Source organism: Achromobacter sp. EG18 (assembly GCF_059759395.1).
Window position 1 is genome coordinate 4018618 of sequence record NZ_CM186213.1, and the last position, 16857, is coordinate 4035474.

At 67.2% G+C, this 16857-nt stretch carries 17 protein-coding genes; 8 read left to right on the plus strand and 9 right to left on the minus strand.

What is annotated here, in order from left to right; genetic code table 11:
• The first annotated feature begins 12 nt into the window (after nucleotides 1-12).
• On the plus strand, nucleotides 13-945 hold the full coding sequence (locus tag AC6CR5_RS18365) for a methyltransferase domain-containing protein (protein ID WP_020926005.1): 933 nt from the start codon (nucleotides 13-15) through the stop codon (nucleotides 943-945).
• Nucleotides 946-1014: 69 nt separating this feature from the next.
• Here the strand turns inward: AC6CR5_RS18365 and AC6CR5_RS18370 are convergent, their stop codons facing one another.
• From AC6CR5_RS18370 to rsmB, 7 genes are all read right to left on the minus strand, one after another.
• Nucleotides 1015-2259, minus strand: a complete 1245-nt coding sequence (locus AC6CR5_RS18370; protein ID WP_049052980.1) for a YbdK family carboxylate-amine ligase — start codon at nucleotides 2257-2259, stop codon at nucleotides 1015-1017.
• A gap of 387 nt (nucleotides 2260-2646) precedes the next feature.
• Entirely contained in the window at nucleotides 2647-4116 is a 1470-nt protein-coding gene (locus AC6CR5_RS18375) for a TrkH family potassium uptake protein (RefSeq protein WP_020926003.1), read from the minus strand.
• Between the two features lie 55 nt (nucleotides 4117-4171).
• Complete coding sequence (trkA, locus tag AC6CR5_RS18380) at nucleotides 4172-5551, minus strand: Trk system potassium transporter TrkA (protein ID WP_020926002.1); 1380 nt, start codon at nucleotides 5549-5551, stop codon at nucleotides 4172-4174.
• A complete protein-coding gene (locus tag AC6CR5_RS18385; RefSeq protein WP_006389931.1) occupies nucleotides 5548-6237 on the minus strand; it encodes a response regulator in 690 nt (229 codons plus the stop codon). Before AC6CR5_RS18385 ends, trkA begins: the two co-directional genes overlap by 4 nt.
• An 11-nt stretch (nucleotides 6238-6248) precedes the next feature.
• A complete protein-coding gene (locus AC6CR5_RS18390; RefSeq protein WP_024070648.1) occupies nucleotides 6249-8570 on the minus strand; it encodes a sensor histidine kinase in 2322 nt (773 codons plus the stop codon).
• Nucleotides 8567-9157 (minus strand): DUF4390 domain-containing protein, encoded by a 591-nt coding sequence (locus tag AC6CR5_RS18395; protein WP_150101140.1) that lies wholly within the window; start codon nucleotides 9155-9157, stop codon nucleotides 8567-8569. The genes AC6CR5_RS18390 and AC6CR5_RS18395 overlap by 4 nt, the downstream gene beginning before the upstream one ends.
• A gap of 41 nt (nucleotides 9158-9198) precedes the next feature.
• Nucleotides 9199-10536, minus strand: a complete 1338-nt coding sequence (rsmB, locus tag AC6CR5_RS18400; protein WP_150101139.1) for a 16S rRNA (cytosine(967)-C(5))-methyltransferase RsmB — start codon at nucleotides 10534-10536, stop codon at nucleotides 9199-9201.
• Between the two features lie 130 nt (nucleotides 10537-10666).
• Here rsmB and AC6CR5_RS18405 point away from each other — a divergent pair, with 130 nt between their 5' ends.
• Nucleotides 10667-11299, plus strand: coding sequence for a LysE family translocator (locus AC6CR5_RS18405; protein WP_006389927.1), 633 nt, complete (start codon nucleotides 10667-10669; stop codon nucleotides 11297-11299).
• Between the two features lie 158 nt (nucleotides 11300-11457).
• Complete coding sequence (gene rimO / locus AC6CR5_RS18410) at nucleotides 11458-12774, plus strand: 30S ribosomal protein S12 methylthiotransferase RimO (RefSeq protein ID WP_020925999.1); 1317 nt, start codon at nucleotides 11458-11460, stop codon at nucleotides 12772-12774.
• Nucleotides 12775-12828: 54 nt separating this feature from the next.
• Here rimO and AC6CR5_RS18415 read toward each other — a convergent pair whose 3' ends face one another.
• A complete protein-coding gene (locus AC6CR5_RS18415; RefSeq protein WP_173000078.1) occupies nucleotides 12829-13146 on the minus strand; it encodes a DMT family transporter in 318 nt (105 codons plus the stop codon).
• Between the two features lie 95 nt (nucleotides 13147-13241).
• Between AC6CR5_RS18415 and AC6CR5_RS18420 the strand changes: the two genes are divergently transcribed.
• Complete coding sequence (locus tag AC6CR5_RS18420; protein ID WP_047992072.1) at nucleotides 13242-13628, plus strand: winged helix-turn-helix transcriptional regulator; 387 nt, start codon at nucleotides 13242-13244, stop codon at nucleotides 13626-13628.
• Between the two features lie 55 nt (nucleotides 13629-13683).
• Here AC6CR5_RS18420 and AC6CR5_RS18425 read toward each other — a convergent pair whose 3' ends face one another.
• The gene (locus AC6CR5_RS18425) at nucleotides 13684-14244 is read right to left on the minus strand and encodes a ferritin-like domain-containing protein (protein ID WP_020925998.1); all 561 of its coding nucleotides are present in this window, start codon (nucleotides 14242-14244) and stop codon (nucleotides 13684-13686) included.
• Between the two features lie 227 nt (nucleotides 14245-14471).
• Here AC6CR5_RS18425 and AC6CR5_RS18430 point away from each other — a divergent pair, with 227 nt between their 5' ends.
• From AC6CR5_RS18430 to AC6CR5_RS18445, 4 genes are read left to right on the plus strand one after another with little or no spacing between them, the layout of a single operon-like run.
• Nucleotides 14472-15074: an LOG family protein gene (locus AC6CR5_RS18430; RefSeq protein WP_006389919.1), complete on the plus strand. Its 603-nt coding sequence runs from the start codon at nucleotides 14472-14474 to the stop codon at nucleotides 15072-15074.
• 22 nt (nucleotides 15075-15096) lie between these two features.
• The gene (locus AC6CR5_RS18435) at nucleotides 15097-15657 is read left to right on the plus strand and encodes a hypothetical protein (protein WP_006389918.1); all 561 of its coding nucleotides are present in this window, start codon (nucleotides 15097-15099) and stop codon (nucleotides 15655-15657) included.
• Nucleotides 15658-15677: 20 nt separating this feature from the next.
• The gene (locus AC6CR5_RS18440) at nucleotides 15678-16304 is read left to right on the plus strand and encodes an HAD hydrolase-like protein (RefSeq protein ID WP_054446841.1); all 627 of its coding nucleotides are present in this window, start codon (nucleotides 15678-15680) and stop codon (nucleotides 16302-16304) included.
• A 25-nt stretch (nucleotides 16305-16329) separates the two neighbouring features.
• On the plus strand, nucleotides 16330-16845 hold the full coding sequence (locus AC6CR5_RS18445; protein ID WP_024070651.1) for a class IV adenylate cyclase: 516 nt from the start codon (nucleotides 16330-16332) through the stop codon (nucleotides 16843-16845).
• Nucleotides 16846-16857: the final 12 nt, after the last annotated feature.

A 16857-nucleotide genomic window follows, 5' to 3' on the forward strand; every position in this document is an offset into this window, starting at 1 on the left:
GGCGCGACCGAAATGTCCCTGCCAGCACCCGCCACCCCGCCTTCGCTCCCCCTGGTCGCCGCCGACGTGCCGCGGCAGTTCGCCCGCCGCGGCGACCTGTCGGAGGCCCAGTTCCTGTACGGCGAGGTCGCCCGTCGCATGCTGGGACGGCTGCAGTACATCCGCGTCCAGCCCCAGGCCATGCTCGACGCCGGCTGTGGCGCCGGTGACAACCTGCCGCTGTTGCGCGAACGCTATGCCGAGGCCGCGTACACCGGGCTGGACAATTGCGAAGCCTTGCTGGAAGTCGCCCGCAAGCGCCATGCGCCCGGCGGACTGTCCGCCTGGATCGGCAAGCTGGCGCGGCGCGGCCCGGCCAACGCCTTCGTCAACGCCGACCTGGCCGCGAGCGGCCTGGCGCCCGAATCGCTGGAATTGGTGTGGTCGAACCTTGCCCTGCACTGGCATCGCGAGCCGCACGCCGTCCTGGCCGAATGGCGCCGCATCCTCAAGGTGGGGGGACTGGCGATGTTCTCCTGTCTTGGGCCCGCCACCCTGCGCGAACTGCGCCAGGCGCTGGACGACGCCGGCCTGCGCACGGCCACGCCGGCCTTCGTCGACATGCACGACTTCGGTGACCTGCTGGTGGAGAATGGCTTCGCCGATCCGGTCATGGACCAGGAAATCCTGACGCTGACCTACCGCACGCCGGAAAAACTGCTGCAGGACGTGCGGGCGCTGGGCGGCAACCCCGCTGCCGGCCGCCGCGGCGGCCTGGTGGGACGGGACTGGCGCGATCGCCTGTGCGCGGCGCTCGAAGCGCAGCGGCGGCCGGACGGGGTCATCGCCCTGAGCATCGAAGTGGCCTATGGCCATGCGTGGCGGGCCGCCACCCATCGCGGCGTGGCGGGAGAGACCCGCCTGTCGGTCAGCGCCATCGGCGGCCGGCAGCGCGGCACGCCTTGAAAGACACCGCCCCGGCGGCAACCCCGGGAAGGGGCGCCTGCCGGGGCCGGTAAAGCCAGAACTACCCCTTTAGTGCAGCCGTTCGGGCAGCGTCACCGTCACGCCCGGTTCCGCCGCCGACAAGGGTTGCATGGGCTCGGAGTTGGCGCGGATGCGCCGCCGCAACACCGCGGTCGGCTCGGCCGGCGCCGCCGCCTGGCTTGACTCGCCGCGCCAGGCTTGCGACATCGACTCCACCACCAGCGGCAGATCGCGCAGGCGATGGAACTGGCTGCGCAACCAGCGCGCATCGTTGCCGCTGCGCATGGCCTCATCGCGCAACGCCGCGATCATGTCCCCGGTTCCCAGTTCTTCGGCCACCGGCATCAGCCGCTGGAACAAGGCGCGCAGGTGGTCCATCAGGCGCAGGCGCTGGCCATCCGGCGTCACGTAGCTGCCTTGCAGGCCGAAACGGCAGGCCTGGAAATGATTGCTGCGGTAGGACAGCCAGGCCTTGTCGCTGGGATCGTCCTCGCGCATCAGCAGCACCGCGAGCGCCTGGGCGAACGCCGCGATCTGGCAGGCGCGCTCGACGGTCAACGGCGTGTCGCAGACCCGGATTTCCACGGTGCCGAATTCCGGTTTGGGACGGATGTCCCAGTACAGGTCCTTGATGCTCTCGGCCAGGCCGTAGGCGCGCAGCTGCGCCAGGTGCGCCTCGAACTGGTACCAGTCCTTGACCTCGGCCGGCATGTGGCCAGCCAGCGGGAAACTGTTGACCGCGTTCAGGCGTGAGCACGAGAACAGGGTATCCACGCCTTCGCAATACGGCGACGAGGCGGACAAGGCGATGAAGTGAGGCACATAGGGCGAAAGCCGGCGCAACAGTTTGATAGCTTCGTCGCCGCTTTTCACGCCCAGGTGGATGTGCTGGCCGAAAACCGTAAATTGACGCGCCAGGTAACCATACATTTCGGCCAGGTACTGGAAGCGCGGCGTATCCGAAATGGAGCGTTCCTGCCAGCGCATGAAGGGGTGGGCGCCGCCGCCCGCCACCGAAACGCCGACGGCATCGGCCGCTTCGACCAGGGCATCGCGCATTTCGCGCATTTCGGCCAGCAGGCCCATGGGGTGCTCGTGCACCGAGGAATTCAATTCAATCATGGACCGCGTGATTTCCGGTTTGACGCGGTCGGCAATGGGATGGTTGGCCATTTGAGCCAGCAGTTCGTCAGAAGCTGCGGTCAGGTCAAAACTGCGGGGGTCGATCAGTTGCAGCTCGAGTTCGATGCCCAGGGTGTTGGGGGCCGACGAAATGAACGGGATCTGTTCCATCTCGGACTCCTTCGGATATGTGATGAGGGGATGCGCCGTTCGACCTTGAAGCCCGGTAACTTCCCGGGGGGCGCTAGACGGCGGCTTGTGACTGCATAATAGCCGCAGGTTTGTGGCAAAACGAATGTAAATCGTGACATTTGTGTGCAACATCGCGATGCATTCGGTTTTGCCCTATACGACAAAGTGAGCGAGCACTCACAACGTACGGATGGCGGGGCTCGCCGGCCCGTGAAGGCCGCAGGCGCAGGCTGGACGGGGCTTTTCGTTAGGGGTGGGATAACCCTTATAAGGGTTATCCCCAACAAAATTCGCTCGCTTCGGCCGGGCGTCAGCTCACTCGCGCCCGAGGGCACGCCGCCGTCGGGCCGGATTCGGAATGCGCCGCTATTTGCGCCAGAAAATGGGCGTGAACAGCACCAGCACCGTCAGCAATTCCAGACGGCCGATCAGCATGGCGAAGGTGCACACCCAGATCTGGAAGTCGGACAGCACGGCGAAATTGCCCATGGGCCCGACCGGGCCCAGGCCGGGACCGGTGTTGTTGACGCTGGCGAACACGGCCGAGAAGGCCGTGATCGGGTCCAGCCCGGACAACAGCAGCAGGCTGGTGAAAACGGCGATGGACAGGCCGTAGAACAGCATGAATGCCAGCACCGACGACATGGTCCGCGCTTCCACCGCGCGGCCATTGATGCGCACCGGGCTGACCGCATGCGGGTGCAACATTGTTACCAACTCATTGCGAGCCTGCTTGACCAGCAGGATCGCCCGGATCATCTTGATGCCACCGCCCGTCGACCCGGCCGAGGTGGCAAACCCCGACAGCAGCAGCATCGTAAGCGGCGCAAACAACGGCCACTGGGCGAAATCGGTGTTGGCATAGCCGGTGGTGGTGGCCATGGAGATGGTGTTGAACATGCCATAGCGCAGCGCCTGCAGCGGCTCCTGGTAGACGCCTTTGACGTACAGGAACACCGAGATCACCAGGCCCACGCCCAGCACCACCACCAGGTAGGGAATGGCTTCCGGGCAACGCAGGTAGGCGCGCGGGCTGCGCTGGCGGAAAGCGTTGAAATGCGTGGCGAAGTTGATGCCGGCGATCAGCATGAACACCATGGCCACCATTTCCACGGCCACCGAATCGAAATGGGCGAAGCCGTCATCCCAGGTGGAAAAACCGCCCAGCCCCATGGTCGTGGCCATGTGGCACCAGGCCTCGAACCAGGACAGGCCGACGGCCCGGTACGCCAGGAAGCACAGGATCGAAAACGCGAAGTACACCGCGTACAGCGCCTTGGCGGTGCTGGCGATGCGGGGCGTCAGCCGCTCGTCCTTCATGGGGCCGGGCGTTTCGGCCCGGACCACCTGGTGGCCGCCCACGCCCAGCAGCGGCAGGATGGCCACCGCCAGCACCAGGATCCCCATGCCGCCGATCCAGATCAGGGTGGCGCGCCACAGGTTGATCGAGGCGGGCAGCGCATCCAGATTGGTCAGGACGGTGGCGCCAGTGGTCGTCAGTCCCGACATGGCCTCGAAATACGCGCCGGTGAACGACAGCGGCAGGCCGGCGCGGTGGAAATAGATCAGCAACGGAATCGCCGCCAGCAGCGGCAGCCCGGCCCAAACCGCCGACACCAGCACGAATCCGTCGCGCGCGCGCAGCTCGCTGCGCGAACGCCGCGTCAGTGCCGCGAGCGCCACGCCGATGCCGACGGAAATCAGGAAGCCATGCAGGAAGGCGTCGCGCGCCGCGTCGCCGCCCACGTAGGCCACGCCCAGCGGGATCAGCATGGTGAGGGCGAACATCACCATGGTCAGGCCGAGGATATGCAGGGTGGCCAGGACGCGCTTCATGCGGGAAGCCCTCCGGCCGCCGCCGGCCCGCCGGGAAGCTGGGCGCGCGGATCCATCAGAAGAACGACGCCGACACTTGGAACAGCTTTTCCACGCGCGGCATCTGCTTGCGCGAGGGCACGAAGACGATGACGTGGTCGTCGGTCTCGATCACGGTATCGGCGTCGGGCAGGATGATTTCGTCCTCGCGCACCAGGGCGCCGATGCTGGCGCCCTTGGGCAGGCTGATCTCGCCCACCGGCCGGCCCACCACCTTGGAATTGGAGCGGTCGCCGTGGGCGATCGCCTCCAGCGCCTCGGCCACGCCCTGGCGCAGGCGGTGCACCGCCGCCACGTCGCCGCGGCGCACGTGGCGCAGCAGTTCGCTCATGGTGGCTTGCGACGGCGACACGGCGATGTCGATATGGCTGCCCTGCATCAGTTCGCCATAGGCCTGGCGGTTGATCAGCGCGATCACCTTGCGCGCGCCCAGCCGCTTGGCCAGCAGCGACGACATGATGTTGTCCTCGTCGTCGCTGGTCAGGGCCAGCCAGGTGTCCATGTCCTCGATGTTCTCGCGTTCCAGCAGCGCCTCGTCAGTGCCGCTGCCATGCAGCACCAGCACGCTGTCGGGCAACTGCGTGGCCAGGTATTCGCAGCGCTTGAGGTCGCGCTCGATGATGCGCACGCTGTAATTCTCTTCGGCCAGCGCGCGCGCCAGCCGCAGGCCGATATTGCCTCCGCCGGCGATCATCACGCGGCGCACGGCCTTCTCGGCCTCGCGCAGCTGGCGCACGGCGCGGCGGGCATGGCGCGTGTCCACCACCAGCACTACTTCGTCGCCGGGCGCGATCACGGTGCCGGAGCCGGCCCGCAGCGGCCGGCCGCCGCGCAGCACGTCGATCACGCGGGCGGTGACGTCGGGCCAGACCTCGCGCAGCTTGTCGACGGGATGATGCGCCATCGGGCTGCCATGCCCGACGCGGACGGTCACGACGCTGACGCGGCCCTCGGCGAATTCGACCACCTGCAGCGCCTCGGGAAACTCGATCAGGCTGTGCAGGTAGGTGGTGACGCTGCGCTCGGGGCTGATGATGGCGTCGATGCAGAAGCCCTCTTCGCTCATCAGTTCGGGATATTCGGCGATTTCGCCTGATCGGATGCGGGCGATGCGGCGTGGGATGTTGAACAACTGGCGGGCGATCTTGCAAGCCACCATGTTGGCCGCGTCGGAGGCGGCGCAGGCGATCAGCAGGTCGGTATCGGCGGCGCCCGCGCCCTCCAGCACCGATACCTGCGAGCCGTCGCCGTGGACGACGCGCAGGTCGAAATGTTCTTGCAGGTATTGCAGCTGGGCCGGATCCGAATCGATCACCGTGATGTCGTTCTGCTCGGACACCAGGTTTTCAGCCACGCTGGTGCCTACGCGACCAGCGCCGATGATCAGGATCTTCATGCGCCCCGTTTGCGCGCCGATTCAATGCCCAATTGCTTGAGCTTGCGATACAGGTGGGTGCGCTCGAGGCCGGTGCGTTCGGAAACGCGCGTCATGCTGTGGCTTTCGCGGACCAGGTGGTATTCGAAGTAGATACGCTCGAATTCATCGCGCGCCTCGCGCAGCGGTTGGTCCAGCGAGATGCTGCCCAGCTGGCCGTTGGCGGTGACCGGAACCTCGTTGGCGGGGGCAGCCGACAACGCCGGCGGATCGAGTTCGTCTTCGAGGGCCACGGTGGCGCTGGCCGTCGCCGGCGCCGCCACGGGCGCCGGATGCGGCACCCGGCCGCGGGCCAGGCCGGCCGCCACGGTCTTGAGCAGGCGTTGCAGCGTGATGGGCTTTTCAAGGAAGTCCATGGCGCCGATGCGCGTGGCCTCGACCGCCGTGTCGATGGTGGCGTGGCCGCTCATCATGATGACCGGCATGTCCAGCAGGCCTTGCGAGCCCCATTCCTTGAGCAGGCTGACGCCATCGGTGTCCGGCATCCAGATGTCCAGCAGCACCAGATCGGGACGCATGCGAAGGCGCGCGGCGCGCGCTTGCGCCGCGTTTTCGGCCAGTTCGACCGTATGCCCTTCGTCGTAAAGGATTTCCGACAAAAGCTCGCGAATACCGACTTCGTCGTCAACCACCAGAATTCTGGCCATAAAGCATCCACCTATTGCGTAGCCGCATTATCCTTTTCTTGCGCGGTCGCGTCCATAGTATCGGCCCCGGGCGCAAGCCGGGTCAACAAGATGGAGATCCGCGCGCCGCCTTCCTTGCGATTGGCAAGGTCGATCCGACCGCCATGCTCTTCCACGATCTTGCGTACGATTGCCAATCCTAACCCAGTCCCGTGGGACTTGGTGGTTACGTAGGGCTCGAAGGCGCGCTGCATGACCTGCGGCGGGAAGCCCGGGCCGGTGTCGGCGACCGTGAAACGCAGGGCCTGCTGGTCGGCGCGGTCGGGCTGCTCGCTGCGCATCAGCTGGGTGGTGACGCTGACCCGGCCCTCGCCGCCCTTCTCGGCGATGGCGTCGCGGGCGTTGGACAGCAGGTTGTGGATCACCTGGCGCAGCTGGGTCGGATCGCCCTCGATGGCCGGCAGGTCGGCGCCCAGGCTGACGTCCAGGTTCAGCGCCTTGCCCGACGCCGAACGCACCGAGGGGGCGCCGTCGGGCTCCCAGCCGTACAAGGACAGCACGTCCGCCACCAGGGCGTTGAAATCGATGCGCTGCATCACCGCCGGCGGCGTGCGGGCGTATTCGCGGAAATCGTCCACCATCTGCTTGAGCGACGCCACCTGGTTGACGATGGTGTTGGTGGACCGCTCGACGATCTGGGCCTCGGCCGGTTGCAGCTTGCCCTCCAGCTTCATCGCCAGGCGCTCGGCGGAGAGCTGGATCGGCGTCAGCGGATTCTTGATTTCGTGGGCCAGGCGGCGCGCCACCTCGCCCCAGGCCACCGTGCGGTTGGCCGAAATGACCTCGGTGATGTCGTCGAACACCACCAGGTAGCCGTTGCCACGGCCATCGACCCGCAGGTGGGTGCCGCGCGCCAGCAGCGTCAGCGCCTGCGGCCCGTTGGGCGTGTCGCCCTGCTTGGGGGCGATCTCGAACTGCTGCTGCCAGTGCTGGCGTTCCGAACCCACCGCCGCGTGGGTGGAAAACGCCTGCCGCACGACATTCGCGAATTCGAGCATGCCGTCCACGGTTTCCAGCGGCCGCCCGATCACCGAGCGCAGGTCGGCCTGCAGGATGGTCTGGGCGCCCTGGTTGACGGTGGTGACGCGGAAGGACTCGTCGAACACCAGCACCCCGGAAGACAGGTTCGACAGCACGCTTTCCAGGTAGACGTTGGAGCGCTCGAGCTGCTGGCGGTTGCTTTCGACCATGCGGCGGGCCTCGTCGAGCTGGCGCGTCATGGCGTTGAATGAACGGGTGAGCTGGCCGACCTCGTCGCGTTCGGGCGGCTCCGGCAGCGGCCGGTAATCGCCCACGCCCACGGCCTGGGTGCCGCCGGCCAGGCTGAGCAGCGGCCGCACCAGCCGCTTGGACAGCGACAGCGCCACGGCGATGGCGCCGAATGCGGCCAGCAGCAGCGCCAGGGTGAGCGTGATGCCATAGAGCTTGCGCAGGCCCAGCCGCGACAGGGCCAATTCCTGGTAGTCGCGAAAGCCCTGCTGCACCAGGTTGGCGTTGTGCGCGATCTGCTCGGGCACCGGCTGCAGCAGCTGCAGCCAGCGCGGCTCGGAGGCGGCGCCCAGCAGGTTGTCGTAGCGGTCGGGCCCGGTCAGCGGGATCACCACGCGCAGATGCAGGCCGCCGTCCACGCCCGGCTTGACCGGATCGTCGGCCTCGGCGGCCGAGTAACCCCGCGACAGGCGCAACTGGTTCATGACGGTGGGCGGCGGCATGGCCGGCAGCAGTTGGCCATACTGGCTGGTGGAGAATGCCACCATGCGGCCGCTGCCGGTGAAGACCATGGCTTCCTGCACGCCGTTGGCTTCGCGCAGGCGGGTCAGGGCAAGCGTCACGCCGGTGTCGGAATTGCGGTTCAGTTCCGCGGCCATGGAGCGCGCCCGCGCGTCCAGGTCGGCCAGCAGCGAGTCGAGCGCGGCGCGGCCGAGGTTCAGGCCGGCCTCGAGCGCGCTATCGACCCGCACGTTGAACCACGACTCGATCGAGCGCGACATGAACTGCACCGAGACCGTGTAGATCAGCGCGCCGGGCACCACGCCGATCAGGGCAAAGGCCAGCGAAAACCGCGCGGTAAGCCGGGCGCCGAACTGCCGGCGGCGGATCTGCCGCGCCAGCCGCACCGTCAGCGCCACCACCCAGACGAACAGCGCCAGGGCGAAAATGCCGTTCAGGATCAACAGCGTGTCGTAATAGCGGGCAAAGCGCGAAGCATTGCCGGTGGACCACGCCAGCAGGCCCAGCAACGCCAGGCCGCTCACGGCGCCGACCATCAAGGCCAGCCGAAGCAGCAGCCTCATGAGGGGTCTTTCTCCTTGTCACCCAGCGTGAACGAAAAATCGGTCCACGGCGTCGCCTGGATCCAGGAACTGCTGTTCAGGGCATTGACCTGGAAGGGCCGCGGCAGCAGCGACGTGTCCAGCCGCAGCCGCAGCTGGCCGCCATAGACCACGCCTTCATCGAAATCGTCGGCGTCGGCCACCTGCCAGTTGCGGACGTGGCGGATGACGCTCATGGCATCGTCCAGCGATGCCACGGGGAAGGAAAGCTCGCCCACCCCGGCGCGCCACTGGCGCGTCAGCGCGTTGTAGATCACGCGCCAGGTGCGCGAGGTATCCACCAGGGATTTGTCGAACCACCACCAGCGCTCGCGCGTGATGGTCAGGTCGGCGGTGAAATACAGGGGCACACCGCGCTGGGCGGCGTCGCGCAATTGCGGGTTCAGTTCGAATTCGATGTCGGCATCGATTTCAAGTTTGTCGCCACGCACCACCGGTTCGATCCGCGCCACTTTCGGCTCGGATCCATGCGCCTGGCCGGCCGGCACCAATGACAGCGCGGCAGATGCGAACAACAACCCGAGAAATAAGCGTGAAATGATGGACATACGACACCAGAACCCCCGTCATGCCCCCTATTCTTGGCGATTCACGACTGCTTGGCAAACAAGGCGTAGAAAAACCCATCGTGCTGCGCCGCGGGTGTTGCGTCGACAGCAACTGGCAACAATTGCCCCGGCGCCTCCAGGCGCCGGGCGTCGGGGTGGCGCTGCAGGAATTCCAGCGCCTGGCGCGTGCCTTCGATCGGGAATACCGAGCAGGTCACGTACAGCAGCCGGCCGCCAGGCGCCACGGTCTGCCAGAGCGCGTCCAGGATGCGGGTCTGCAGCGTGGCGGTGCGGCGCAGGTCGTTTTCGCGACGCAGCCAGCGGATGTCGGGGTGGCGTCGCACGATGCCCGATGCGGTGCAGGGCACGTCCGCCAGCACCGCATCGAACGGCCGGCCGTCCCACCAGGCGTCCAGATCGGCGGCGTCGGCCGCCTGCAACCGCGCCCGCTCGCCGGCCAGGCCCAGCCGGTCCAGGTTCTGGCCGACCCGCGCCAAGCGCCCGGCATCGGCGTCCAGCGCCAGCAGGTCGATGTCCGCCAGCTCCAGCAGGTGCGCCGTCTTGCCGCCGGGCGCCGCGCAGGCGTCCAGCACGCGCATGCCGTCGACCGGCGCCAGCAGTTCGGCCGCCAGCTGGGCGCCGGCGTCCTGCACTGACCACCAGCCCTCGGCGAAGCCGGGCAGTTGCGCCACGGGCCGGGGCGTGGCCAGCACCAGGCCCGCCACGCCGACGGGCTCGGCCGCCAGGCCTGCGTCCCGGAACGCGGCCAGCACCTGCTCGCGGCTGGCGCGGCGGCGGTTGACGCGCAGGGTCAGCGGCGCCGGCAGGTTGGCGGCACGCAGGATGTCCTGCCATTGCTGCGGATAGGCCACGCGCAGTTGCTTGACCCACCAGCCCGGATGGTTCCATTCGGCCTCGGGGCTGTCGGCCACCGCGGCCGTCAGCGCCTCGCGTTCCCGCAGGAAGCGGCGCAGGCAGCCATTGAGCAGGCCCTTGAACGAGGCCAGGCTGCGGTTCCTGGAGGCTGCCGTGACGGCCTGGTCCACGACGGTGTGCGGCGCGTACACGGGCATGCCCGGCAGCGCTGCCGCGGCCTCTCCCTCGGCCCGCAGCAGGGTCAGGGAGACCAGCAGCAGCGATTCGAACAGCACGTTGGGATAGCGCTGCACCAACTCGCGGCCGACCGCGTCGGCCCAACCCAGATAGCGCATGGCGTGGAACGACACCGCCTGCACGGCCGGTCGCAGCGGTCCGTCGACGTCGGCCAGCGCCTCGGTCAGCGACCGCCCGTCCAGGACTTGCTCCACGACGCCCGCGCTGGCAAGCAGGACGGTGGACAGCGGGGGGGCCAGATGAGGGGGGGCGGAACGCGTGGACATGGCAGGAAATCAAAGGACAAGACCGCTATGGTAGCCCGGCGCGGCCTTTCCTCCCCGCGACGGCCGGCCCCGGAGCGCTGGACGAACCCGGCCGGGCGCGTCACACTGGCCGCTTGCCACGGAGCCCGCCATGTCCACCGCCACGCTGCTGCTGTTCATCCTGGCCTCGGCCGTCGCCATCGTGACGCCCGGCCCGACCGTGCTGCTCGCCATGAGCAACGGCTCGCGCCACGGCGTGCGCACCGCCTGCTGGGGCATGGGCGGCGCGGTGCTGGCGGATTTCATCCTGGTGGGCGCGGTCGCTTCCGGCCTGGGCGTGGTGCTGGCCGCCTCCGAAGTGGCCTTCCACGTCATCAAGTGGGCGGGCGCCGCCTACCTGGCCTATCTCGGCTGGAAGATGCTGCGCTCCGACGCCGCGCTGGTGCTGCCGGCCGCCGAACCCGGCGCCGCCCGGCCGGTGGGCCTCAAGCTGGGCCTGCGCAGCTTCGTGGTGGCGCTCACCAACCCGAAGGCGCTGCTGTTCATGTCGGCCTTCCTGCCGCAGTTCATCAATACCCAGGCGCCCCTGCTGCCGCAATACGCCACCGTGGCCGCCGTGCTGGCGCTGATGAACATCCTGACCATGCTGGCCTACGCCACCCTGGGCGCGCAGCTGGTGCGAGCCTTTCGCGGCTCGGGCCTGCGCTGGCTGAACCGGGTCTGCGGCTCGCTGATGATCGGGCTGGCCGGCACCCTGGCGCTGTACCGCCGCAGCGGCGCCTGACTCCGTGGCGGCGTCCTGCCGGCGGATTTAATTTGGGGACACACCTGGTCAGCCAGCCCGGCCCGGCGACCCGCTAAAATAACGGCCCCCCGCCCTGCCGCGCTAAACTTGCGCAGTATTTGATCACTGGCGCCGGCTCGCGCCCACCGAGGTATTCCATGTCTTCCCCCAAAGTCGGCTTCGTCAGCCTGGGCTGTCCCAAAGCCCTGGTCGACTCCGAACGCATCCTGACCCAACTGCGCACCGAAGGGTATCAAGTCACGCCCGAATACAACGACGCCGACGTCGTGGTGGTCAACACCTGTGGTTTCATCGACAGCGCCAAGGCCGAGTCGCTGGAAGCCATCGGCGAAGCGCTGGCCGAGAACGGCAAGGTCATCGTCACCGGCTGCATGGGCGTCGAGGAATCGGTGATCCGCAACGTGCACCCCAGCGTGCTGGCCGTGACCGGCCCGCAGCAGTACGAGGAAGTGGTGCGCGCCGTGCATGACGCCGCGCCGCCCAAGAAGGACCACAACCCCTACCTGGACCTGGTGCCGCCGCAGGGCGTCAAGCTGACCCCGCGCCACTACGCCTACCTGAAGATTTCGGAAGGCTGCAACCACCGCTGCAGCTTCTGCATCATCCCGTCGATGCGCGGCGACCTGGTCAGCCGCCCGGTGGGCGACGTGCTCAGCGAAGCCGAGCGCCTGGTCAAGGCCGGCGTCAAGGAACTGCTGGTGATCTCGCAGGACACCAGCGCCTATGGCGTCGACGTCAAGTACCGCAGCGGCTTCTGGAACGGCCGCCCGGTGCGCACCCGCATGACCGAGCTCTGTACGGCCTTGTCCGAAATGGGCGTCTGGACGCGCCTGCACTACGTCTACCCCTACCCGCACGTGGACGAAGTGATTCCGCTGATGGCCGAAGGCAAGATCCTGCCCTATCTGGACATCCCGTTCCAGCACGCCAGCCCGCGCATCCTCAAGGCCATGAAACGCCCGGCGTTCGAGGACAAGACGCTGGCGCGCATCAAGCAGTGGCGCGAGACCTGCCCCGACCTGACCATCCGTTCGACCTTCATCGTCGGCTTCCCCGGCGAGACCGAGGAAGACTTCCAATACCTGCTGGACTGGATGCAGGAAGCCCAGCTCGACCGCGTCGGCTGCTTCCAGTATTCGCCGGTCGAAGGCGCGCCCGCCAACCTGCTCGACAACCCGGTGCCTGACGAGGTCAAGCAGGAACGCTGGGAACGTTTCATGGAAATGCAGCAGTCGATTTCGACCGCCCGTCTGGCGCGCAAGGTCGGCCGCGAGATCGAGGTGCTGATCGACGAGGTGGACGAAGACGGCGCCGTGGGCCGCAGCGCCGGCGACGCGCCGGAAATCGACGGCTGCGTCTACGTCAGTTCCGACCGCAAGCTCAAAGCCGGCGACCTGGTGCGCGCCCGCGTCACCGACTCCGACGAATACGACCTCTGGGCCGACACGGTCTGAGCGCCATGTTGCCGGCGGCGCCCGCCGCCGGCAGGAAACCCCAGTCCGCTGCGGCTAGGCCTCCAGCAGCTTCAGGCCCGCCACGCCGCCCACGATCAGGGTGATGCACGCCAGGCGCGCGACGGACGGCGAATCGCCGAACAACACGATCCCCAGCACCGTGATGCCCACGGAACCGATGCCGGTCCACACCGCATAGGCGGTGCCGGCGGGCAGGTGCCGCATCGCCAGGGTCAACAGGAAGATGCTGCCCAAGGCCGCGGCGATGCCGATGGCGCTGGGCCAGAACCGCGTCCAGCCGTCTGCGTACTTCAACGCCAGCGCCATCACGATTTCCACCGCGCTCGCGGCCAACAGGATCCACCAGGCCATCGCGGCCTCCCTTCGATATTGGAATGCGGCAAGCTTAGGGCCTATAGTTACCCAGGCACAAGTACGCACCTTTTGGTAACTATAAAAGGCTCACCATGGCTGTCTCTTCCTCTTCATCGGCGGACGTCTTCGACGCCGCCTGTCCGTCGCGCCGCGCGCTCGAACTGATTTCCGGCAAGTGGGTGCCGCTGGTGCTTCCGGCCCTGGCGCGCGGCCCGCTGCGCAACAACGAACTGCTGCGCAAACTGGGCGGCATCTCGCAGAAGATGATGACGCAGACGCTGCGCGACCTGGAACGCCACGGGCTGGTGCGGCGCGAGGACATGCGCACCGTACCGCCGCATGTGCGCTATCACCTGACCGACCTGGGGAAATCGTTGAATGTGGCGCTGGTGGCGCTGGATCGCTGGGCCGAAAGGCACCATGCGCAACTGGACGCGGCGGCGCGCCGCCATGACGCTGCGGCCGCGCGCGCCGGCTGATCACAGCCAGCCGGCACGTCCCGGGCGGACGGCCCGCCCTCGGCCGGCGTCGGCCTTAATGCTTGGCCAGAAAATCAGACATGTCGTCGGCGTGCTCTTCCTCGACCGCCAGGATTTCCTCCAGCAGGCGACGCGTGGTCGAATCCTGCTCGCCGATGTACTCGATCATCTGGCGGTAGCTGTCAATGGCAATACGCTCGGCGATCAGGTTTTCCTTGATCATTTCTTCGAGCGTGCTGCCCTCGACGTACTCGGAATGGCTGCGTTCGAGAAGGCCCTTGGGCGACAGGTTGGGCTCGCCGCCCAGCTGCACGATGCGTTCGGCCAGCTTGTCGGCGTGCTCCTGTTCCTGGGTGGCGTGCTCGGCGAATTCCGCCGCCACCGGCTCGGCGTTCAGGCCGCGGGCCATGAAGAAGTGGCGCTTGTAGCGCAGCACACAGACGATTTCCGTGGCCAGCGCTTCGTTCAACAGCTTGAGCACGGTCTCGCGGTCGGCGCGGTAGGTGTCGGTGACGGCGCCGGACTCGATGTCCTGGCGCGCCTTGGCGCGGATCGCCTTCACATCCATGTCGAAGGGGCGGCTTGCCTGTTCGCGGTTACGGGTCGTGTTTTCCATATCGTTAGCTCCTTTTGGGTTAGCAATACGACGCTGGATTTCCAGTCGTTCCGAACAACCCAGTCTACCGGCCATGCAAAAAGATGCTGTGTCCAAACATTGCCCATGGCCCCGGATCGGCCTTTCACGCGCCGCGCAAAAACGCGTCCGGCGCTTCTCGTAAACTATCGGCTTCCCGGACGGCCCGTGACGCAATCTGTAACGGGCCCGGCAATAAGTAGCTTCATATGACCCTGAAGAACATCTGCGTGTATTGCGGCTCCAATCCCGGCGCGCGCCCCGACTATCTGGAACAGGCCCGCGTGCTGGCCCGAGAACTGGTCAAGCGTGACCTGGGCCTGGTCTACGGCGGCTCGATCGTCGGCATCATGGGCGTGATCGCCAACGAGGTGCTGGCGGGCGGCGGCCGGGTGATCGGCGTGATCCCTGAACTGCTGCAAAAGAAGGAACAGGCCCATCGCGGCCTGACCGAATTGCACCTGGTGCAAAGCATGCACGAGCGCAAGGCCATGATGATGGAGAAGGCCGATGGCTTCATCGCGCTGCCCGGCGGCGCCGGCACGCTGGAGGAATTCTTCGAGGTCTGGACCTGGGCCCAGCTCAGCATGCACCAGAAGCCCTGCGGCCTGCTCAACATAGCCGGCTACTACGACGCGCTGATGCAGTTCGTCGACCACGCCGTCGACGAAGCCTTCATGCGCCCCCAGCACCGCGACATGCTGGTGGTGGAAAGCGATCCCGCCACGCTGCTGGACCGCTACGCCATCTACGAGCCGCCCAACGTCTCCAAGTGGTTCGAGCCGGTCAAGCCCGAGCATCGCGCCCCCTAACCCGCCCCAAGGAAAGCCCGCAATGTCCAACGGTTCGTCGTTCCCCGCCAGCACCGAGTCCGTATTGCGCGATTACTTCCACGCCAAGGACGAAAACCGTCCGCACTACATGGCCCGCGCCTTCGCGCCGCAGGCCGTGCTGAAGATGGCGCTGCGCACGCAGGCCATCGCGTTTCCGCCCGAATCCCACGGCCTGGCCGCGATCACCGACACACTGGTGCGCAAGTTCGGCCAGACCTACGACAACGTCTACACCTTCTACCTGGCGCGGCCCGACGCCGATGCGCGTCTGTCCGACTATTCCTGTGACTGGATCGTCGGCATGACCGAAAAAGCCACGGGCAACGTGCGCGTGGGTTGCGGTCGCTACGACTGGACGTTCCAGCCCGAACCCTACCGCGCTTCGCGCCTGACCATCACTATCGAGACCATGGTGACCCTGCCGCCCGGCGACGCCGACGCCGTCTTCGGCTGGCTGCTGGCGCTGGACTACCCCTGGACCAACGCGCAGCGCGTGGTCGCCGGCGCCCCGCCGCTTGAAGACCTGGCGCCAGTGGTGCAGTATCTGCTTCACCCCATGTAGCTCGGCATCGGATTGTTTACTTGAAATACGACATCGCAGCCTTCGACTTCGACGGAACCCTGGCCGATACCATGCCCTGGTTCAATTCCATCCTGAACACGGTCGCGGACAAGTACGGTTTTCGCAAGATCGACGCCGCCGAACGCGACCAGCTGCGTCACCGCGACGCCGCCGAGATCCTCAAATTCCTCGGCATCCCGCTGTGGAAGCTGCCCGCCATCATGGCGCACGTGCGCACCCTGATGCAGGAGATCGATCCCAGCGTGCACATGTTCGACGGCATTCCCGACGCGCTGGTCCGCCTGAAGGCCGCCGGGGTGCGGCTGGCGGTGGTCAGCTCCAATTCGCTGGAAAACGTGCGGCGCGTGCTGGGGCCCGACACCGCGGCCCTGTTCGACGACTACGAATGTGGCACCGACCTGTTCGGCAAGGCGGCCAAGATCGAGCGGCTGCTCAAGCGCCACGACACCGCGCCGGAACGTTTCTTGCTGGTCGGAGACGAAATGCGCGACATCGACGCCGCGCGCAAGGCGGGGGTCAGGGTCGGTTCCGTGGCCTGGGGCTACAACCACGTGGACGCGTTGCGCGAGCGCGGCCCCGACGAATTGATCATGCAGGTCGCCGATCTGCCCGCCGTGCTCGCTTGACGCGGCTTTCGCCCCGGAGGCACCCATGGCACGCAACATCGAGATCAAGGCGCGGGTGGCCAGCCTGGCCGCCGTCGAATCCCTGGCGGCGGCGCTGTCCGGCAAGGAGCCGGTCGCCATCGCGCAGGACGACACCTTCTTCGCCTGTCCCGATGGCCGTCTCAAGCTGCGCGCTTTCAGCGACGGCACGGGCGAACTGATCTTCTACCGCCGCGCCGACGACACCGGGCCCAAGGAAAGCTTCTACGTCATCTCGCCGACGTCGTCGCCGGACACGCTGCGCGATGCGCTGGGGCTGGCCTACGGCGTCATCGGCCGCGTGCGCAAGCAGCGCCTGCTGTTCATGGCCGGCCGCACCCGCATCCATCTGGACCGGGTCGAGGGACTGGGGGAATTCCTGGAACTCGAAGTGGTGCTGCGCGACGGGGAAAGCGCCGCGGCCGGCATGGCCGAAGCGCGGGAACTGCTGGCCAGCCTGCGGATCACCCCGGAACAACTGGTGTCCGGCGCCTATCTGGATCTGCTGGCCCAACGGGGCTGAACCCGGCGCCAA